Source organism: Eubacteriaceae bacterium Marseille-Q4139 (assembly GCA_018223415.1).
Lineage (GTDB): Bacteria > Bacillota > Clostridia > Lachnospirales > Lachnospiraceae > CABSIM01.
The window spans coordinates 2,907,102-2,927,247 of the sequence record JAGTTQ010000001.1 but is presented as its reverse complement, the minus strand read 5'-3'; the positions used below and the strand labels follow the sequence as shown (position 1 = coordinate 2,927,247).

Here is a 20,146-nt window from a genome sequence, read left to right as displayed (position 1 = left end):
AATTTTATCATCAAAAGCTGCAAAAGTACATTAAAAGGAAAGTGATCTATGACAGAGAATCCTACTTCTGGCCAGTGTGACCAGAACTTCGCCCCGGACGGGCGGCCCCTGGCCCCGGACGGTCTGTTTCTCATGGACGGGATCGAGGGGCTTCGCTCTCTGCCCCGTCATTCGGTGGATATGCTCTTGACCGATCCGCCCTATGGCACCACGCGGAACTATTGGGATGTGCCCCTGCCCCTCCCGGAGCTGTGGGAGGCGGTGCGGTGGGCGGTGAAGCCGGATGGCGCGGTGCTCCTGTTCGCGCAGTGTCCCTATGACAAGGTGCTGGGGGCCTCTAACCTCCCCATGCTCCGCTATGAATGGGTATGGTGCAAAAGCCGCTGTACCGGATTTCTCAACGCCCGCCGCGCCCCGTTGAAAAAGACGGAGAACATCCTGGTGTTTTACCGCAAGCTCCCGCTCTACAATCCGCAGTTTGAGCAGGGCAAGCCTTACAAGAAAGTCATGGCGCAGAGCGGAGAAAGTCCCAACTACGGGAAATTCGTCCGTTCCGGCAGTGGCTCGGAGGATGGACTTCGGTTTCCTGGGAACGTGCTGACGTTTCCGGGCGTACAGCGCACCATCCACCCCACGCAGAAGCCGGTGGACTTGTGCGAGTATCTGATCCGCACCTATACCAACGAGGGACAGGTGGTGGCGGACATCTGCGCGGGGAGCGGCACGACAGCGGTGGCCGCCCTGAACACGGGCCGCCGCTTCATCTGCTTTGAAAACGCCCCGGCCTTTTACGGCCCGGCCACCGAGCGCCTGGAACGGGCGCGGGAGGCTGTCTGCCAGGGCGGGAAAGGGGTGTAACCATCGGGAAGTATTCTGTGATCTACGCCGACCCGCCCTGGCGGTATTCCCAAAAGGGTTTGCAGGGGGCGGCGGAACACCATTACCCCACAATGGGGATCGAGGAATTGTGCGCCCTGCCCGTGGCCGATCTGGCGGCCCCGGACTGTGCGCTTTTTTTGTGGGCCACCTTCCCCCAGCTCCCGGAGGCCCTGCGGCTGATCCGGGCCTGGGGCTTCACCTATAAATCCGTGGCTTTCGTCTGGCTGAAAAAGAACAAAAAGGCGGATAGCTGGTTTTATGGCCTGGGCTTCTGGACGCGGGGAAATGCGGAGGTGTGTCTGCTGGCGACCAGGGGACATCCGAAACGACGGGCGGCCAACGTCCATCAGTTCATTATCTCCCCCATCCAGGAGCACAGCCGCAAGCCGGACGAGGCGCGGGACAAGATCGCGGCCCTTATGGGCGACGTGCCCCGCGTGGAGCTGTTCGCCCGCCAGACCCCTCCCAGCTGGGATGTGTGGGGCAACGAGGTGGAGTCCACCCCGGACTTATGGCCATCGTGGCCAGAAGCGGTCAAGGCCGGAAAGGAGGGTGGGGCATGGCCTATGTGAGCATCCCCAACGATCTGTCCAAGATCAAAACCAAAGTTGCGTTCAATCTGACGGGCCGCCAGCTTGTGTGCTTTGGCGGCGCGGCGGCGGTGGGCATCCCCGCCTTTCTGCTGGCCCGGTCTGCCATCGGCAACACCGGGGCCATGTTCCTGATGCTGGTCATCATGCTCCCCGCCTTTTTCATGGCGATGTATGAGCGGGACGGCCTGCCGTTTGAAAAAGTGTTGCGGAACATCGTCCGGGCGCGTTTTCTGCGCCCCGGCGTGAGGCCCTACCGCACCGAGAATATGTACGCCCCCTTTACCGGGCAGGGCGGTTTGGAAAAGGAGGAACCGATTGCAGGGAAAGCAAAAACCAAGATCCGGCCCCGCAAGGGGTAAAGGGCGGGCGGCCCTCTCCGCCCAGCAGACCGTCCCCTATGTGGAAATGCTCAAAGACGGCGTTTGCCGGGTACGGGACGGCTACTACACCAAGACCATCGCCTATGAGGACATCAATTACTCGGTGGCAAGCACCGAGGATCAGACGGCCATCTTCAACGGCTGGTGCTCGTTCCTGAATTATTTTGACAGCGCCCTGCCGTTCCAGCTCTCGTTCGTCAATCACCGCTCCCGTGGCGGGAGCCGCTACAAGGTCAATATCCCTATGGCCCACGATGCCTTTGACAGCATCCGGGCGGAGTATGTGGATATGCTCAAACGGCAGATCGCCCGGAGCAATAACGGGATCGTCCGCTCCAAGTACATCACCTTTGGCGTACCCTGCGCCACGCTGGCCGAGGCCCGGCCCCGGCTGGAGCGCGTGGAGGCGGACATCATGGGCAACTTCAAGAAGCTGGGGGTACAGTCCCACACGCTCAACGGCTGGGAGCGGCTGGAGGCCATCCACGGCCAGCTCCACCCCGGAGGCCGGGAGGCGTTCCGCTTCTCCTGGGCGGATATTCCCCGGACGGGCATGGGGACAAAGGATTTCATCGTCCCGGACAGCTTCGACTTCCGCCCCTCCCGCACGTTCCGGGTGGGCCAATACTGGGGTGCGGCCTTCTACTTGCAGATCATGGCGTCCGAGCTGTCCGACAAGCTCCTTTTGGAACTGCTGGAGCTGGATGCGGAAATGATCGTCACCCTCCACGTCCAGACCGTAGACCAGACCAAGGCCATCAAGACGGTCAAGGGCAAGATCAGCGACATTGACAAAATGAAGGTGGAGGAACAGCGCAAGGCCACCCGGAGCGGCTATGACCCGGATATTCTGCCGCCCGATCTTGTCACCTACTCCAAGGACGCGGCGGCCCTCCTGGCCGATCTCCAGTCCCGCAACGAGCGGATGTTCCTGCTCACGTTCCTGGTGGTGAACATGGCCCCCACGCGGGAGAAGCTGGAAAACGAGGTGTTCACCGTTTCCGGCATCGCCCAAAAGCACAACTGCGCCCTGCGGCGGCTGGACTGGCAACAGGAGCAGGGCTATATGTCCTCCCTCCCCCTGGGGTACAACGGCATCGAGATACAGCGGGGGATGACCACCAGCTCCACGGCCATTTTCATTCCCTTTATGACAAAGGAGCTTCGGATGGACGGTCAAGCCCTCTACTACGGCATGAACGCCCTTTCCGGGAACATCATCATGGCAGACCGCAAGCGGCTGAAAAATCCCAACGGCCTGTTCCTGGGCACCCCCGGAAGCGGCAAGAGCTTTGCCGCCAAGCGTGAGATCGTCAACGTATTTCTGACGTGGCCGGAGGATGATATTGTCATAGCAGACCCGGAGGGGGAATATTACCCCCTTGTCAACCGCCTGGGGGGACAGGTGGTGAAGCTCACCCCCTCGGCCACCTCCGGCACCTACATCAATCCGATGGACATCAACCCGGACTACGCCGACGACGAAGATCCTCTTTCCCTGAAAAGCGACTTTATTTTGTCCCTGTGTGAGCTGATCGTGGGAGGCCGGGGCGGGCTGGCCCCGGTGGAGAAAACCGTCATTGACCGGGCGGTGCGGAACGTCTACCGCCCCTATCTGGCAGACCCGGCCCCGGAGCGGATGCCCATTCTCCAGGACTTGTATGAGGAGCTTTTGCGCCAGCCGGAGCCGGAGGCCCAGCGTGTGGCCTCCGCCCTGGAACTGTACTGCACGGGATCGCTCAACCTCTTTAACCACCGCACCAATGTGGAGGTAAACAGCCGTCTGCTGTGCTACGACATCAAGGCCCTGGGGAAGATGCTGAAAAAGATCGGGCTTCTCATCCTCACGGATCAGGTGTGGGGCCGGGTGACGGCCAACCGGGACAGGCATCGGGCGACCTGGGTGTACCAGGATGAATTTCATGTGCTGTTGTCCGATCCGCAGACGGCGGCATACAGCGTGGAGATATTCCGCCGCTTCCGCAAGTGGGGGGCGATCCCCAGCGGGATCACGCAAAATGTGAAAAGCCTTTTGGAGAGCAGTGAGATCGAGTCCATTTTCGGCAACTGTGATTTTCTCTATCTGCTGTCTCAGGCCGCCGGGGATCGGGAGGTGCTGGCCAGCCACCTGGGAATCAGCCCCCATCAGCTCTCCTACGTCACCCATTCCGGTTCCGGCGAGGGCCTGCTGTTTTACGGCGATACCGCCATCCCCTTTGTGGATCGCTTCCCTAAGGATACCGAGCTATATACCCTGCTGACCACCAAACCGGAGGACAATGCCCATGAGCGGAAAGACGAATGACCCAGCCGGGGACGCTTCTGGCCACACTGGCCAGAGGTCTGAAAAGTCAAAATTCCGGCAGGAGAGCAACCAGGAGCGGGTGAACCGCTCCAAGCTCCGCATGGAAAAGCGGTGGGACAAGCTGGAGGCAGCCCGCGGCAAGCTGGCGAACCAGGAGCCGCCCAAGCGCCCCGGCCCCGTCAAGCGCGTGGGCCGGGTCGCTGGCCAGGGTGTTCACGGCTTTGTGCATGGCAAGCTCTACGAGGTGGAGCAGGAAAACGTAGGCACCGAGGGCGCTCACCGCTCCGAGCTGGCGGGTGAGGTGGTGGGCGGAAAGACTGTCCGCTTTGTCAAGAAGCGCGTCCGCACCCATCCGGCCAGGGCCGCCGCCCGCGCCGAGTCCCGCTACATCAAGGCCCAGGCCGACTATCAGAGCCGCAAGCTGGCCCAGGAGCACCCGGAGGCCATGAAAAACGCCCTCTCCCGCCAATGGCACAAGCACAAGCTGAAACGGCAGTACCAGAAACAGGCGCGGGAGGCCGCCAAGCAGAGTGCCAAGTCCGCCGGGAAAACGGCGGCCAGCGGCGGCAGGGCTGTGTCCGGCTTTGTCCGGCGGCATCCCGTGGGGGTCTTGTTCCTGACCGCCAGTGTCCTGCTCCTGGTGGTGATGCAGTCCTGTATGTCCTCCCTGGTGACGGTGGGCAACGGGACTGTGGGCGGCGTGGCGGCCAGCACCTATCCATGTGAGGACGCGGATATGCTGGGGGCTGAGGCCGACTACTGCGCCCTGGAGGCGGAGCTTCAGGACTACCTGGACAGCTATGAAAGCACCCACGACTATGACGAGTACCACTTTGACCTTGCGGACATCGGGCATGACCCCTATGTGCTGATCTCCACCCTCTGCGCGATCCATGAGGGGGCGTGGACGGTGGACGAGGTGCAGGGCACCCTGCAAATGCTCTTTGACCGCCAGTACATTCTCACCGAGGATGTGGTGGTGGAGGTGCGGTATCGCACGGAGCACCGCACCGACAGCGAGGGCAACTCCTACACGGTGCAGGTGCCCTACAATTACTATATCTGCTATGTCACCCTGAAAGATGAGAACCTGTCCCATTTGCCCGTCTACATCATGGGCGGGGATCAGCTCTCCCGGTACGCCCTCTTTATGGCTACCCTGGGGAACAGGCCCGACCTTTTCCCCGCGTCCGGCTATATCGGCAAGTACATCACCAACCGGCCCGCCGGCCATGAGGTGCCGGAGGCGTATCTGGAAGATGAAGCCTTTGCGGCCCTGCTGGCCGAGGCGGAGAAATACATCGGCTACCCCTATGTGTGGGGCGGTTCCAGTCCGTCCACCTCCTTTGACTGCTCCGGCTACCTTTCCTGGGTGCTCAATCAATGCGGCTGGGACGTGGGGCGGCTGGGAGCGCAGGGCCTTTACAACTACTGCACCCCCACCAGCTCACCCCGGCCCGGCGATCTGGTATTCTTTGTGGGCACTTACGATACGCCGGGGGTCAGCCATTGTGGGCTGTATGTGGGGGATGGCTGGATGCTCCACTGTGGAGATCCCGTCCAATATTCCAACCTGAACAGCAACTACTGGCAATCCCACCTTTACGCCTACGGGCGTTTACCATGACATGAATGGAGGTTATCAATGGCAACGAGCAAAAGCGCAAAAATCCAGGCGGAGATCGACAAGGTCAAGGCCAAGATCAGCGAACAGCAGGCCCGGTTGAAGGAACTGGAACAGAAGCACCGGGAGGCGGAGAATGAGGAGATCGTGGACATCGTGCGGGGCATGAGCGTCCCCCTGGCCGATCTGCCCCTCCTGCTCCAGAAGCTCCGGGGCGCTTCTGGCCAGGGTGGCCAGAAGTCCGGGCCGGAGGAAAGCGGGGTGGCGGAATGAAAAAGGGGCGTGTGCTGGCGGCGGCCCTGTGCGCCGCCGTTCTGATGTGCGGCTTTGCCGTACCCGCCTATGCCTATGCGGACGGCGGGGAAACCACCGGGGGCTATGATCCGGCGGAGCCGGAACCCTCCCCGGAGCCGAACTCCCTGACCCCGGACGGCCAGGGGACGGTGCTGGACAACGCCACCGATGACGAGGGCAAGGAGTTTTTCACCATTACCACGGCGGACGAGGCTGTGTTCTATCTGGTGATCGACAGGCAGAAAAGCACGGAAAATGTGTACTTTCTGAACGCCGTCACCGTGGCCGACCTGATGGCCCTGGCGGAGAATACCGAGGGGGCCGCCACAGTGACCCCTGCCCCGGAGCCGGAGCCTGACCCGGAACCCACACCGGAACCCGACCCGGAGCCGGAGAAAAAGGCCGGGGCCGGGCCGCTTCTGCTGGTGCTGGCCGTGATGGCCGTCGGCGGCGGGGCTGGCTGGTATTTCAAAATTTACCGCCCCAAGCGCCAACAGGCCGCCGCCCCGGAGGAGGACTATGACGAGGCCGCCTATGACGGCCCGGAGGACTATGAGGACAATCCTCCCTGGGACGAGGACGGCGAGGAGCTGGAGGAATGAACCGGGAGCTGACCCGTGAGGAGCGGGCCGCCATCCGCTCCCTGGTGGTGCGGTGGTGCGCCAACTATGACCGGGACTATGGCTGTCTGCCCTTGGACTGTGCGTGTTATATGCTGGGCAAGTGCTACACCGGGGCGCTGTGCCGCTACTTCCGGGAGGCCGTCCTGCCCCTTGATCCGGCGCTGGAGGCGGCCCTTTTGACCGAGGGGCCGCCCCCTTGCTTCAAGAGCTGTCCCGTCTGCGGCAGGCCCGTTCCCCCGGACGGGCGGCTGACCTACTGCTCGGCGGCCTGTTCTAAGGCCGCCCACCGCCGCCAACAGCGGGAGCACATGAGGAGAAAACGGGGCTGGGGCGTTGACAATTAGGCCCCGGAAAACCCGCTTACTGCAAGGCTCTCCGGGGCCGCTTCCGGGGTGGGCCGTATGTTTCTACGGCCCGCCCCGGTTTGCCCTGGATGCTGTCAACATTTTGGAAAGGAGATCGCCTGTGGAGATCAATGCGGATTATGTGATCCGCCGCACGATTTTGTTTGACAACAAATGCGGCTTTGCCCTGGGGGAAAACCCCAAGGCCCCCAACCCCTATGTGACATGGCAATTCAATGAGCAGGATGGACACCGGGACTACTTTTGGGGCCACTACCACAACGAGCCGGATATGGCGGAGCGCGACTTGCACAACCGGGCCGAGGACTACCAGCGGCGCTACCATGTGCGGGAGGTGGAGCAAACCCCGGATCAGGAAGCCTACCAATACTACTCCACCCAGCGGCCCATCGACATCGGCACCTATCCCAAGAGCTACTTCAACCGGCCCATTCACATGGACATCTATGCTGGCCGCCAGCAGGTGCCGGGTGAGGCGTTCCAGGCGTGGGGCGCTATCACCTATGCCCAGCCGCTGACGGAGCAGGAATTGCGGGATTATGAGTTGCGGCCCTCCCGCAGCAATCTGGACATTCGGCGGCAGATGGATGCCCAGGCCCAGGTGGTGGGCAAATGGGAGGATGCTCACCGTGTCCCGGAACAGAAGCGGCTGACGTGGTTTTATTCTGACTTCGGCAGTTATGCGGTGAAAGAGTATGTCACCCCGGAACAACTGGCCGCATCCGCCCGTGGGGTAGAGCTTCAGGTGGCCGCCCGCGCCCGCAGGCAAAAAGGAAAACAGCCGATTGCCGAACAGCTCCAGGCCGCCCAGCGGGAAGCCCAGGAGCACCGGGGGCCGGAGGCCCCAAACAAGAAAGCCCCTGACCGGGGCGAGCGTTAGGAGGTATCAGCATGGAAAAACAGCGCGAGCGTGAGCTTGCCGATCTGGAGGTGCGGCGGCTGTGCGGCGTGTTCGGCGCTCCCCAGCCCCCGGAGGAGGAAAAGCCGCTGGACAAGGTAAAGGAGCCGCCCCGCGCCTGTCGGAGCCGGGAACGGGAGGAGCGGTGAGCAGGAAGCGCGTCCGGGATGTGCCCATCTGTGTGTGGGTGCGCCCCGATGAACTGGCGGCTATCCGGGAGCGCATGGACGAGGCGGGCATCCGCAACATGAGCGCCTATGTCCGCAAGATGGCCTTGAATGGCTATGTGCTCCATGTAGACCTCGCCCCCGTCCGGGAGCTGGTGTCCCTCCAGCGGCGGTGCGCCAACAATCTGAACCAGGTGGCCATCCACGCCAACACCTACGGCGTGTACCCGGAAGAGATCAAGGCCCTGCAAAAAGACTATGCCGAACTGTGGGGGCCGCTCTCCGATCTGTTGAAAAAGCTGGCGCAATTGATAGTGTTATAAAAAGGCGCGGTGAAAATATCTAATGACTTTCACCGCGCTTTATTTCTGAAATATTAAAGGTGCGTGACAATTATAATAATGGCCGACAGTAAAGCCAAAGGAAAATAGAACCACAATTCAGTAACAGATAATATACAATTTCGATAAGTTGTTTTTTCGTCTACAGTATCATCTGCGGAAATATTCATTGAAAAATCAATGTGTTCATTGTCTTTAGAACGAACAAGGTCATATAATTTCCTGTATCGCCGCTCTTGACACAGATAATATGAGTCAAGCCCCCAAAAGATTAGTATAGGGATGTAAGCGACCAAAAAATACCGTTGATCTGTATCATTACTTGATAAAGCAAAAATTCCTGCAATAAGAGTCACAGCCCACCCCTTTAACAAAAAGGAGTTGCCAGCCATTCTACTTATTATGCCTTGTATCATCTGAAGATGTTGTATTTTAGCGTCCACGGAGTCTACTCCCTCCAAATATCTATCTTCCATGCTTTAGGGCGGCCATTTCAATCCATATGCCTAAATTATTATACCCGTTTTGCATAGTATAGTCATAAATTCCATCGCAGACTTCATCAAAATATGCAGGGTGCCCATCAGAATATCGTCCAATAATTGTATGAGTGACGCCTTTAGTGCAAGTTCTTGATGTTAGCATATCCCGGATGTTGTGAATATGCACACCTATTATTCCATTGTTGCGTTGCAAGCTTTGACAAATTTCATACTGGACAAAGGGCCTATTTAATGTATCAGATCCGATTAACACAACAGTTACAGATGTGCCCTCAAGCTGTTTATCAATCCAATTGCGTATAGCCTGATCCCCTTGCCTCTTGACTTTTTCAAATTCAGCCTTATCAATAAAACCCGCCGCTTCTTTCCCTTGAGTAACCCAACTATTTCGAACTGTCATAGAGCGGTTGATGTCGTTATCATAATGGAAACTAAAAAACACTCGCCTTGCCATTTGAAGTCCACCTTTCGGTAATTTTTCAGAAAAACTGTCTACTAAAAATTATATATCCAGGTATAAAAATTGTCCAGCAGAAACGACATTATCTCCACTAAATAAAATTTCTTTCCAATGTACTTACCTCTGGCCAGTGTGGCCAGAAGCGGGCGGCGGCTGTTTGGGCCGCCGCCTTTCTTACAGAAAGGGGGGACACCCACGGCCACAACATGCCTGATTACCCACCACATCAGCAAGGGGGAAACCATCGCGCAGTCCCTCAAAGGCCGCTTTGACTACGGGCAGAACCCGGACAAGACCCAGGGCGGCGAGCTGATCTCCTGCTATGAGTGCGACTACCGCACAGCCGACGCCGAGTTTCTTCTGACAAAGGCCAAGTACAAGGCTGTCACGGGCCGGGAGCAGAAGCGGGATGCGGATGTGCTCTGCTATCAGATCCGCCAGTCCTTTAAGCCGGGGGAGATCACCCCGGAGGAGGCAAACCGGGTGGGCTATGAAACGGCCCTGCGCTGGACAAAGGGCAGACACGCCTTTTTCGTTGCCACCCACACAGACCGCCAGCACATCCACAACCATATTTACTACAATTCCACGGCCCTGGACTGTACCGGGAAATTCCGGGATTTTTTCAGATCGGCGGCGGCCCTGCGGCGGCTCTCCGACCGGGTATGCCTGGAACACGCCCTGTCCGTGATCGAGCATCCCAAGCTCCACAGCAAGGGCCGCTTTCTCCATTATGGCCAGTGGCTGGGCGGGGATCGCCCGCCCTCGCAAAAGGAGCAAGTGCGGCAAGCCATCGATGCGGCCCTCTCGGAGCGGCCCGCCGATCTGGATGATTTTCTCTGCCGCATGGAGGCGGCGGGCGTTCAGGTGGTGCGTGGGCGGGGCGGCGTGATCTCGTTTCGCATCCCCGGCCATGACCGGGCGGCCCGGTTCCGGGCCTCCACCCTGGGGGACGGTTACGGCCCGGAGGACGTGCGGGCCGTCATTGACGGCAAGGCCCCTGTTCGCGCCGCTGATCCTGTGCGGCCCCGTCCGGCCCTCCGCCGTGTCAATCTGCTGATTGACATTCAAGAGAAAATGCGCCAGGGAAAAGGCCCAGCCTATGAGCGGTGGGCCAAGGTCTACAACCTCAAGCAGATGGCCGCCGCCCTCCAATATCTCATGGAGCATGGACTGACCGACTATGACGAGCTGGCCGCGCAGACCGCTGGGGCGGTGGAGCGGTTCCACACGCTGGCCGGGGAAATCCAGGCCACCGAGGCCCAGCTCTCCAGAACCACCGATCTCATGGCCGCCGTGGTGGACTACGCCAGGACGCGGCCCGTGTTTGACGGCTACAAGGCGGCCCGGTACAGCGGGAAGTATCTGGTCGAGCATGAGGCCGAGCTTGTCACCTACCGGGCGGCCAAGGCTTCCATGAGCGACATCCTGGGCGGGGCGAAGCTCCCCAAAATGGACGTGCTCAAAAAATCCCGCCGGGAGCTGGCCGGGAGGAAGAAAGCCCTTTATGCCGAGTACCGGGAAGCCCAGCGGCAGATGCGGGAGCTGGTGGCCGTCAAGGGCAACGTGGATCACCTACTCGGCCTGACGGACGGGCGGGAAAATAAGGCCCAGGAGCGGTAGCGCCGGGGCCGCTGACAAGGGTATCTTCTGGCCAGTGTGGCCAGAAGCGCCAGCGGGTTTGGGGGCACCCCAACAAGCATTTTTGCAACGCAAAAATAGCAAGTGTCAATACACTTGCCCTGCTTGCCGTTTGTGCGCTTCCCCAAAACTCTGCAAAAAAACGGAGGCCGCGCTTTCTTTACGCATCCTCCGTTTCTTTGGCCACTTTCATCGCCTGGATGGTGGCCTCCACGATTTTCAATTCTTTTTCGTCCAGGGAACCCAGCATGGCGTCAATCCGCTTTCTGCACTCACTCCCGTTATTTTTGGACGGATAAAAATACTGATCCACCGATATGTCAAACATTGTCACCATCTGATAAAAGGTGTTGAGGCTGGGGTGCTGGCCGTCATTCTCATTATACATGATAGTGCGTGGAGAACGGTCAACAATATAAGCCAGTTGCTCCTGCGTCATCCCGCTGGCCTCCCGCGCCCGCTTGATGGCGAGCCCTATATCGTGAAAATCAAATCGTCGTTCGTCTCGTTCAAACTTCATAACATCACCCAATGTCATTTTACATTTCGGGTATTAGTATTTGAACGATTGCATATTTCATTCAACTGACTGTTTAACTTCATGTCATCCTTGCGTGAATTTTTATGCCCTGATATAATATAACCCTATACTTTAACACCAGACTTTTTGTTAGAGGTATAGTTAATAATAGGAGGTGATTGGCTTGGAAACATATAGAACAACTGAGATCGCTACTGCTATCGGTATTCACCCCAATACAGTACGTCTTTATGAGAAACTGGGGCTTATTCCAAAACCAGAGCGACAAACAAATGGTTATCGGATTTTTACTACGTTTCATATTCAGCAGTTTATACTTGCCCGAACAGCATTTCAAATTGAAGTGCTCCAAAGCGGGTTGAGAAAGAAAATTGTATCCGTGGTTAAACTCTCTGCAAGCAAAAATTTTGAGCAGGCTATTGCGCTTACGCAGGAATATCTGGATGGGCTTTCGGTCGAGCGCCACAATGCGGAAGAGGCAATCCAAATTGTTCAAGATATTCTTTCCGGGGAAACGGATGTACATCGGTTTTCTATGAAACGGAAAGAAGTATCAGAATATCTGGATATTTCAATGGACACCTTGAGAAATTGGGAAATGAATGGATTGCTCACGGTTAAGCGCAAAGAAAATGGCTACCGTGTTTATACAGATGAAGATATAAAACGATTGAAAATTATCCGTTCTCTCCGCTGTGCCAAATATTCTTTGGAGGCCATTTTGAGGATGCTCCGCCAGCTATCTAAAAATCCAGATGTGGATATTAAAGCCGCATTGAATACACCCCAACAGTCAGAGGATATTATTTCGGTTTGTGACCGGCTAATCATATCTTTGGCGGCGGCGGAATATAACGCAAAGAAAATCATGGGAATGTTACAAGAAATGAAGGAAAATTATTAAAACCCTCCACTTTACCACCAGTCTTTGGGCTGGTGGTATTCTTTTGCTATCAAAATGAAGGAGGTATCGCTATGGAAACAATTATCCAAGTGCGGGGGCTGACAAAAGCCTATGGTCAACTCCCAGCGGTAGATCATGTGAGTCTATCGGTAAAGGCAGGTACGGTGTTCGGCCTGCTGGGGGCAAATGGAGCAGGAAAAAGCACAACGATTGAGTGCATTTTAGGAACAAAGAAAGCTGACAGCGGTGAAATGACTATTCTCTCTCTTGACCCCCAAAAGGACAGACGCCGTCTGTTCCAAAAGGTTGGTGTTCAATTTCAAGAGTGTGATTATCAGCCGGAGATTAAAGTGTCGGAGCTATGCGAAGAAACCGCTTGTCTATATAAGACCCCAGCCGACTGGAAAAAGCTGTGTACGCAGTTCGGACTTGTGAACAAAACAAATTCAGCAGTCAAAAGTCTATCGGGTGGAGAACGCCAGCGGCTTTTTATTGTACTTGCTTTAATCCCCAATCCGCAGGTTGTTTTTCTGGATGAATTGACCACCGGTCTTGACACAAAGGCCCGGCGTGATGTTTGGAAAATCCTCGAAGGACTAAAAAAGCAAGGAATGACAATTTTTCTAACTTCGCACTTTATGGACGAAGTTGAGGCTCTGTGTGACGAGATTTGTATTCTCAAAAAGGGACAAATTGCGTTCTATGGGACGATTATGCAGGCCATAAAAAAGAGCGGTTGCGAAAAATTTGAGGATGCATATTTAGCACTTGCTGGTGAGGAGGTCGATGCGGAATGAGGTCTTTTGCTGTGCTCTTAAAAAATGAGCTGAAGTTGAATATCCGAAACATGAACATGGTAATCTTTGCCGTGATATTACCTTTAATAGTGCTGATTATTCTTGGCTTTCTGTATGGAACAAGACCAGCGACTGAAGGAGCTGAATTTACGTTTTTGGAGCAATCCATCGGTGCGCTCTGTACCATTTCCATCTGCGCTGGCGGGCTGATGGGCCTGCCTTTGGTGGTATCAGAATATCGTGAAAGAAAAATACTGAAACGGTTCAAGGTAACACCAATCAGTCCGGTTATGTTGTTAATTGTGGAATTTTTGATTTATGTTATTTACTCCGTTATTTCCCTCGCCACGATAATTCCTGTGGCTATGCTTTTTTGGAAAGTTGAAGTACATGGATCGTGGCTTACATTTATCGGGAGTTGGTCCTTGACTATGGTTTCCACTTTAAGTATCGGAATGATGGTCGGGGGAATTGCTAAAAATGCCAAAACCGCAAGTGTAATTGCCTGTATCCTATATTTCCCTATGCTTATATTCTCCGGAGCTACCCTGCCTTTTGAAGTAATGCCAAAGGGGATGCAAACTGTTGTGCAGTTTTTCCCGATGACACAGGGTATCCAACTTATGAAAGCTGCCTTTTTAGGAACACCGCTTTCAAATGTGTGGCTCCCTGTTCTCGTTATGCTGGCCGTCACTATCATCTGTTCTGGTGTTGCAATTAAGTGTTTCAAATGGGAGTGAGGTAACGATTAGCGCAATCACAGCGAAACCGTTGTAAAAACGGCAATATCGAGGCCGAAAACGGCGGTTTGAAATAAATAATTCAAGCCGCCGTTTTCTTTTCAAAAAATGAGAATACGGGGGGTGTGATAAAGTCGCCCTTTTTTAAGGATACGGCGGTGTCCGGGAGGTATCGCCGTGTCCTTATTCATTTTCCATCCCCCTAACCTGTCAAAAAAAGCCCGTCCGCTCAAAGGGAACATTCTGGCGGCGCACATGAAATTTGGCAGTATCTAAGTGAATATGTCGTTTCATGCGCTTGTTCGGCTCTGTGCCGCGCAAGCGCATTTTGTTTATCTGGCTTCTGGCCATCGTGGCCAGAGGTGCGGGGCGGCTCCCCTGGGTGCCGATCTCCGCCACTCTCCATTTCGATCCATTCAACCCGTCAACCGTTGAACATCGAAATGGAGGATTTCTCAATGGCGATCATCAATCTGCGGGACGTGTACCCGTTTTATCATTCCGATCTGCTGGTGGAAGTTTCCGAGGACGTGGTGGAGGCTATGAGTGCCGCCGCCCGCCGGGAGGCCAGCGCCCGCCGCCGTATGTACCGCTACAAAGCGCAGTATTCCCTGGATCGGGGGGATTGCATTGAGCACAGCGCGGTGCGCGTTGCTCCGTCCCCCGCTGAACTCTACGAGGAAAAGGAGGAGATCGAGGCCCTGTATGCCGCCCTGGCCTCTCTCCCGGAAAAACAGGGCCGCCGGGTGTATGCCCATTACATACTCGGTATCAGCAAGGCGGAGCTTGCGCGGGCCGAGGGTGTGGCCGAGAGTGCTATCCGGGACAGCATCTGCCGGGGGCTGAATGTGCTCCGGGAAATTTTGAAAAACAGCTTATAAACACCTGCGGTTTACTCCGGAAAAAGTCACGGTTATTAGAAAGAGGTACAAGCCCTTTCTTCTGAACTGTGACAACTGAATAGACAGTATTTCAGGCACAAAACCCGCGTGAATAGCGACGTAAGGTGCGCCGCCAGGACAGCCAGCTTCAGGAGGTGATGGACAAGCTGGCCGAGCGATCAACGCTGACTTTAACCCGGCCCCGGCAAGCTGGGCGCGATGACAGCGCGGGGGATAATGAAACTTGCTCACGCCCTCCCGCAGACTTGAGGGGGAGTCCCTGCCGTATGCGCCGCCCTGATGGGGTGTAACGGTATAGCGGGGCTATGCAGCCGAAGCCATCGGCGGCCTGGAATACTCCCCGCGCCGGGGATGCGTGGCAAATACGGCGCACACGAACACAAAACGCGGGGGACCGCTTGCACCGGGGCCTTTCTGTCTTGCGACAGCTCAAATTAGCCCGGTGGGGCGGCTCCCTGTGTTTGCAGATCGAAATGGAATAGCACCGCCTCCACTTCTGGCCATCCAGGCCAGAGGTGGGGGAAGGTCAAAGGGCGGCGGTCATTCGCCGTCCTTTGACGTTTCCCCACGGGACAGCGGGGACACATGATCGAGTAAGCAATCACGGAAAAGGAGGGTGCCGTGGCAGATACCAAGAAAAGAGAGGAATATATCTATCAGGTGGATAAAATCAAATTTATTGTCACACCTGTTTATAAAGAAAACGGCGAGTCGATGCGGGATATTCTCTTAAAACTCATGCTGGCCGATCTGGAGTCAGCCTAACCGTTCCGAGGCATCCTTAACATGGGCCGTTGGCAGAGGTATAATATAAATAGGATAAAACCTCTTGCTTGACGGCTGGAAAGGAGGACGTTTTGAAACAGTCAAGCAAGAACCACGCAATCGGCACAGCCGCTCTGTATTGCCGCCTGAGCCGAGATGATAACATGGATACGGAGTCCAACAGCATCAGCAATCAGAAGAAGATACTTCAAAAGGCCGCCAAAGAAAAGGGCTATACGGACACGATCTTTTTCGTGGATGATGGGATCACCGGGACTACTATGAAGCGCAAGGACTTCCAGAAAATGCTGACGGCGATTGAGGCCGGGTATATTTCGGCGGTGTTTGTCAAAGACCTCTCCCGGCTGGGCCGGAACTACATAGAGGTCGGCAAGCTCACTGAGGAGTTTTTCCCCCAGCATGATGTGCGGCTGGTAGCTGTGGCGGACGGTGTGGACAGCGACGAGGGTGAAAATGAATTTACCCCATTCCGAAACATTATGAATGAGTGGTATGCAAAGGATATTTCCAAGAAGCGCCGGATCGTCAACAAAATGAAAGGCAATTCCGGCATCCCACTGTCGCCGCCGCCTTATGGCTACATCAAGAACCCGGACGATCCCCGGTTTTGGGTGATTGACCCGGATGCCGCTTCTGTGGTACGCCGAATTTACCAGATGGCGTTGGACGGCTATGGACTGGCGGAAACCGCCGCCGCGCTGGAGCAGGATGGTGTCCTCAATCCCACCTACTACTGGCGGAGCAAGGGAACAAACCGGGGCGGCTCCAAAAGCACCGTGGAACCTACCAAATGGGGCCATACCACCATCAAGAAAATTCTCACCTTGCAGGAATACTGCGGCGATGTGATCAATTTCAAATCCTACTCCAAGTCGTACAAAATGAAACGGCGCATCGAAAACCCGGAGGAAAACCGGGCGATCTTTCTAAACGTCCACGAGGCCATCATTGACCGGGCCACTTGGGAAAAGGTGCAGAGCATGAAAAAGGGCATCCGCCGCAAGCGGCCCACCGTCACTCAGGAACCCAGCCCGTTCTCCGGCTTGCTGAAATGCCCGGAATGTGGCGGCAATCTCAATTTCCACTTTAACCAGAGCAATCACGACATCAAGTTTTTTAGCTGTCAAAACCACAACTCCGGACTTCGCAAATGCTCCAAAACCCACTATATCCGGCTGGATTTTTTGGAGCGGGTGGTGCTGTACGAGATCAACCGTCTGGCCGCTTTTGCCAACGAGTATGAGGGCGATTTTATTAAGGCTATGATGGGCCGCTCCGCAAAGGTCGCGGAAAATGACCGGGCGCGGAAACAGCGGGAGTTGGATGGGCTGCTGGCGCGGGACAAGGAGTTGGATGTGCTTTTTGAACGGCTCTATGAGGACAATGTTGCCGGAAAGATCGATGACGCCCGGTTTTCCAAAATGTCCAAGCGGTACGAGCAGGAGCAGGGTGAGAATACCAAGAAGATCAAAGCCCTGCGGCTGGAGCTAAAAAAGTCGGAGGGCAAGCGGATGGACATTGACCATTTTCTTGAAGCTGTCCGGCGCTACACCAACGCCACGGCAATCACCCAGCGCATGGTGGCGGAGCTGATTGACCACATTGACGTGTATCACGCGGAAAAGCAGGACGGCGTTACCACCCAGCGCGTGGTCATCCACTATAACTGCATCGGCGTGTTTGACGTGCCGGATCGCCGGAAAATCCCGGAGGCCGATATTACCATGCGGACAAGAAAAGGCGTAGCAGTCAGCTACGCCCCAGCGCAAATCGCGGTGTAAGGTGGTGTGGAATATGAGAGTTTATCTTTACTGCCGTGTGGCCCGTGATGACAGCTTTTGTCTGGAGGCCCAGGCTGCCATGCTTCGGCGGTATGCGGAACAGGCCGGATATACCATCATCGGCGCGGCCTGTGAGCATGGAAACGGCCTGACGCTGGAACGTCCGGCGCTTCAAGAAGTGACACAGGCTGTTCTTGCTGGCAAGGTGGATGTGGTGTTAGTCCATAGCCTGACCCGCATAGGCCGCGAATGGGGCATGACGCAACGCTACATTGACTTGCTTGTTGAGCATGGAGCTAAGCTCCTTTGCATACGGGATCGACTTCTGTTCAGCGACAAAGGCGAGGCCCTGATTTCACGCAATAAAAAAGCGGAGTGTCCTTGATAGGATACTCAAATCCTATAAGGACACTCCGCATGCTGTTGGAATTGATGTTTCAAAAGCGAAAAGCACCGTTGCTGTTCTTAACTCAGATGGCAGCATACGTGCCAAACCATTTACTATGTATCATACCCTTTCGGATATGGATGCGATGGTAAAAATTTAAATGACCTTGATGAATCTTTTACTATCCTCATGGAATACACAGGACATTATCATTATCCAGTATTAAAAAAACTTCAACAAGAAGGATTCCCTGTATGTCTCGTAAATCCATATCAAATGAAAAAATATGGAGATGTTGAAATCCATAAGGCAAAAACTGACAAAAAAGACGCCTTGAGAATCGCAAAATACGCTTTGGAGAAGTCTTATATGCTTACGCCATACACTTCCTTAGAGCAAAAATATGAAGACCTCAAATTTCTTTCCCGTCAGTACAATCAACGTATTTCAACGGTAAGCTATACAAAGACACAGCTGACAAATCTTCTTGATGAAACCATGCCTGGAATAACGTCTTTGTTAAAACTGAAAAGCCGCAAGCCGGATGAATGTGCCTTGTTACTTTTCATTAAGAAATACGGTTCTTTCGATTGGATTAAGGCAATGGGCAAATCAAGATTCTTGTCTTCCTATGCAACACTTATGAAAAAAAGCCATGACAGATATGCTCCACAAAAAGGCTTATCTATCTATGAATTAGCCTGTGACAGTATAACCACTCGCGGAGACAATGATTACATAATTTCCGCTCAAAATCAGCTGGTTGATTTATTGGCTGCTGTACAAAACGCTGCTGATGAAGAAATCGCTCAAATGCAAAACATTGCAGAAACAATACCTGAATATAGGATTTTACGTGCAATGAACGGCGTTGGGGACAGGCTGGGCCCCATTATTCTGGCTGAAATCGGAGATATCCGCCGTTTTCACAGTGCAAAGGCTCTCAACTCTTATGCTGGAAACGATGCTCCTCCCTATCAGTCAGGGCAATTTGAAAGCAGGAACCGCCACATATCCAAGCGTGGCAGTTCTGCTCTCAGAAAAGCTTGTTTTGAGGTCATGCAGGCTCTCAAACTGACAAAACCTCAAGATGATCCTGTTTACCTTTTCATACTCAAAAAGGAACAGGAAGGAAAACCTTACAACGTTGCAAAAATGGCTGGCGTTAATAAGTTTCTCCGAATTTACTATGCTCGTGCGATGGAGCTTTATAAGTAAATCATCTTAATTTTATACCGCTTTTTGCAAATCTACAATACAGTAGATTTATTAAGGTTACCCTTTTTTCTTCTGAAAAAATTCAAAAAAGTGTTGACAAACATTAGCAAGATTTTTACAGTAATCCGTTTTAAAGTCTATTCCTTTATAATGCTTTGACCATATTATACCACAGTCCCTTTTAACTAAAAAGTTCTGTTACGCTATAAAAATAACTGCTTTCAACTTCCGTATTCTATATATCATCTCTCTCCAAACAAAAAGCAGAAAGACTTTCATCTCTCTGCTTTTTTGCACTATATATTTGTGTTCAAATACTACTTCAAACTCTCTATCCACGCTACCACATCTTCTTCCGAAACACTTGACCCGAATCTCATTCCTTCCAACCACTCGCCGCTTCCCGCCATTCCAGCCAGCATTTCACCACTTCTACCTAAACCGGAACCGCCCGATGTACAGAACGGAATTACCGTTTTCCCTGTAAAGTCATTTGATTCCACAAAAGAATTTACCGGCCATGCGGGCTCAGACCACCATATGGGGTATCCTACAAAAATATTTTTATACGCACTAAAATCTTCTACGGTCGCGACGACAAGCTCTACATTTCTCAGACTTTTATCTGCATATTCCCTAGAAGTACGGCTGTTGTCATCATTATAATCCAAATCCTCATCCGTATAAGGATCCGCCGGCTCCAGTTTAAATAAATCACCTCCGGTAGCTTCCGCAATCATTTCTGCTACTCTCTCCGTATTCCCAGTTGCAGAGAAATACACAATCAGCGTTTTCCCTTCGTCTCCTTCGATATCCGTTTCTCCAGAATCATCCCCTTCTGAAACCGCTTCCTCTGACACAGGCACACTGTTTTCTAATTCCGGCTCAGTCACTGCACTGGTTTGAACCTCTTGCCCGGTACTGACCTCCTGTTCATTTCCCGAACTGCAACCTGCCAGCACACCCATCATCGCACATATCGCAAGTAATAATAAACCACGCTTTCTCATGGAAAC

At 54.3% G+C, this 20,146-nt stretch carries 23 protein-coding genes and 1 pseudogene; 20 read left to right on the top strand and 4 right to left on the bottom strand.

The annotated features are described in order from the left end of the window. Positions 1-48 precede the first annotated feature (48 nt). The 11 genes from KE531_13850 (at position 49) to mobC (ending at position 8,451) form a co-directional block, all read left to right on the top strand. The gene (locus KE531_13850) at positions 49-858 is read left to right on the top strand and encodes a site-specific DNA-methyltransferase (protein ID MBR9954673.1); all 810 of its coding nucleotides are present in this window, start codon (positions 49-51) and stop codon (positions 856-858) included. 17 nt (positions 859-875) lie between these two features. Then, positions 876-1,451: a DNA methyltransferase gene (locus KE531_13845; GenBank protein ID MBR9954672.1), complete on the top strand. Its 576-nt coding sequence runs from the start codon at positions 876-878 to the stop codon at positions 1,449-1,451. Then, on the top strand, positions 1,439-1,831 hold the full coding sequence (locus KE531_13840; protein ID MBR9954671.1) for a PrgI family protein: 393 nt from the start codon (positions 1,439-1,441) through the stop codon (positions 1,829-1,831). The genes KE531_13845 and KE531_13840 overlap by 13 nt, the downstream gene beginning before the upstream one ends. Beyond that, entirely contained in the window at positions 1,788-4,157 is a 2,370-nt protein-coding gene (locus KE531_13835) for a conjugal transfer protein TraE (GenBank protein MBR9954670.1), read from the top strand. Before KE531_13840 ends, KE531_13835 begins: the two co-directional genes overlap by 44 nt. Then, positions 4,138-5,784, top strand: coding sequence for a C40 family peptidase (locus KE531_13830; GenBank protein ID MBR9954669.1), 1,647 nt, complete (start codon positions 4,138-4,140; stop codon positions 5,782-5,784). Before KE531_13835 ends, KE531_13830 begins: the two co-directional genes overlap by 20 nt. Before the next feature lie 18 nt (positions 5,785-5,802). Beyond that, on the top strand, positions 5,803-6,054 hold the full coding sequence (locus KE531_13825) for a DUF4315 family protein (protein MBR9954668.1): 252 nt from the start codon (positions 5,803-5,805) through the stop codon (positions 6,052-6,054). Further along, positions 6,051-6,677, top strand: a complete 627-nt coding sequence (locus KE531_13820) for a DUF4366 domain-containing protein (protein MBR9954667.1) — start codon at positions 6,051-6,053, stop codon at positions 6,675-6,677. Before KE531_13825 ends, KE531_13820 begins: the two co-directional genes overlap by 4 nt. Further along, the gene (locus tag KE531_13815; GenBank protein ID MBR9954666.1) at positions 6,674-7,042 is read left to right on the top strand and encodes a cysteine-rich VLP protein; all 369 of its coding nucleotides are present in this window, start codon (positions 6,674-6,676) and stop codon (positions 7,040-7,042) included. Before KE531_13820 ends, KE531_13815 begins: the two co-directional genes overlap by 4 nt. 142 nt (positions 7,043-7,184) lie before the next feature. Continuing rightward, positions 7,185-7,943 (top strand): hypothetical protein, encoded by a 759-nt coding sequence (locus KE531_13810; GenBank protein MBR9954665.1) that lies wholly within the window; start codon positions 7,185-7,187, stop codon positions 7,941-7,943. A gap of 11 nt (positions 7,944-7,954) precedes the next feature. After that, a complete protein-coding gene (locus tag KE531_13805) occupies positions 7,955-8,110 on the top strand; it encodes a hypothetical protein (protein ID MBR9954664.1) in 156 nt (51 codons plus the stop codon). Then, positions 8,107-8,451 carry a plasmid mobilization relaxosome protein MobC gene (gene mobC / locus KE531_13800; protein ID MBR9954663.1) on the top strand — a complete coding sequence of 115 codons (345 nt, stop codon included), beginning with the start codon at positions 8,107-8,109 and terminating at the stop codon, positions 8,449-8,451. The genes KE531_13805 and mobC overlap by 4 nt, the downstream gene beginning before the upstream one ends. A gap of 53 nt (positions 8,452-8,504) precedes the next feature. On the opposite strand, the gene KE531_13795 is transcribed toward mobC, so the two are convergent. Further along, entirely contained in the window at positions 8,505-8,912 is a 408-nt protein-coding gene (locus KE531_13795) for a hypothetical protein (GenBank protein ID MBR9954662.1), read from the bottom strand. 22 nt (positions 8,913-8,934) lie between these two features. Then, complete coding sequence (locus KE531_13790) at positions 8,935-9,426, bottom strand: TIR domain-containing protein (GenBank protein ID MBR9954661.1); 492 nt, start codon at positions 9,424-9,426, stop codon at positions 8,935-8,937. Positions 9,427-9,543: 117 nt separating this feature from the next. On the opposite strand from KE531_13790, the gene KE531_13785 reads away from it, so the two are divergent. Continuing rightward, on the top strand, positions 9,544-11,055 hold the full coding sequence (locus KE531_13785; GenBank protein ID MBR9954660.1) for a relaxase/mobilization nuclease domain-containing protein: 1,512 nt from the start codon (positions 9,544-9,546) through the stop codon (positions 11,053-11,055). A 178-nt stretch (positions 11,056-11,233) separates the two neighbouring features. Here the strand turns inward: KE531_13785 and KE531_13780 are convergent, their stop codons facing one another. After that, positions 11,234-11,593, bottom strand: a complete 360-nt coding sequence (locus KE531_13780) for an XRE family transcriptional regulator (GenBank protein ID MBR9954659.1) — start codon at positions 11,591-11,593, stop codon at positions 11,234-11,236. Positions 11,594-11,777: 184 nt separating this feature from the next. On the opposite strand from KE531_13780, the gene KE531_13775 reads away from it, so the two are divergent. From KE531_13775 to KE531_13740, 8 genes and pseudogenes are all read left to right on the top strand, one after another. Then, complete coding sequence (locus tag KE531_13775; protein MBR9954658.1) at positions 11,778-12,518, top strand: MerR family transcriptional regulator; 741 nt, start codon at positions 11,778-11,780, stop codon at positions 12,516-12,518. Positions 12,519-12,589: 71 nt separating this feature from the next. Further along, on the top strand, positions 12,590-13,315 hold the full coding sequence (locus KE531_13770; protein MBR9954657.1) for an ABC transporter ATP-binding protein: 726 nt from the start codon (positions 12,590-12,592) through the stop codon (positions 13,313-13,315). Next, positions 13,312-14,055: an ABC transporter permease gene (locus tag KE531_13765; GenBank protein MBR9954656.1), complete on the top strand. Its 744-nt coding sequence runs from the start codon at positions 13,312-13,314 to the stop codon at positions 14,053-14,055. The genes KE531_13770 and KE531_13765 overlap by 4 nt, the downstream gene beginning before the upstream one ends. A gap of 458 nt (positions 14,056-14,513) precedes the next feature. After that, positions 14,514-14,936, top strand: a complete 423-nt coding sequence (locus tag KE531_13760; GenBank protein ID MBR9954655.1) for a sigma-70 family RNA polymerase sigma factor — start codon at positions 14,514-14,516, stop codon at positions 14,934-14,936. Between the two features lie 642 nt (positions 14,937-15,578). Next, positions 15,579-15,722, top strand: coding sequence for a hypothetical protein (locus KE531_13755; GenBank protein ID MBR9954654.1), 144 nt, complete (start codon positions 15,579-15,581; stop codon positions 15,720-15,722). Positions 15,723-15,814: 92 nt separating this feature from the next. Continuing rightward, the gene (locus KE531_13750) at positions 15,815-17,524 is read left to right on the top strand and encodes a recombinase family protein (GenBank protein ID MBR9954653.1); all 1,710 of its coding nucleotides are present in this window, start codon (positions 15,815-15,817) and stop codon (positions 17,522-17,524) included. A 13-nt stretch (positions 17,525-17,537) separates the two neighbouring features. Continuing rightward, complete coding sequence (locus tag KE531_13745) at positions 17,538-17,909, top strand: recombinase family protein (GenBank protein MBR9954652.1); 372 nt, start codon at positions 17,538-17,540, stop codon at positions 17,907-17,909. Between the two features lie 4 nt (positions 17,910-17,913). Continuing rightward, positions 17,914-19,130: pseudogene (locus KE531_13740) on the top strand (IS110 family transposase). A 317-nt stretch (positions 19,131-19,447) separates the two neighbouring features. Here KE531_13740 and KE531_13735 read toward each other — a convergent pair. Continuing rightward, positions 19,448-20,140 (bottom strand): flavodoxin, encoded by a 693-nt coding sequence (locus tag KE531_13735; protein ID MBR9954651.1) that lies wholly within the window; start codon positions 20,138-20,140, stop codon positions 19,448-19,450. Positions 20,141-20,146 lie beyond the last annotated feature (6 nt).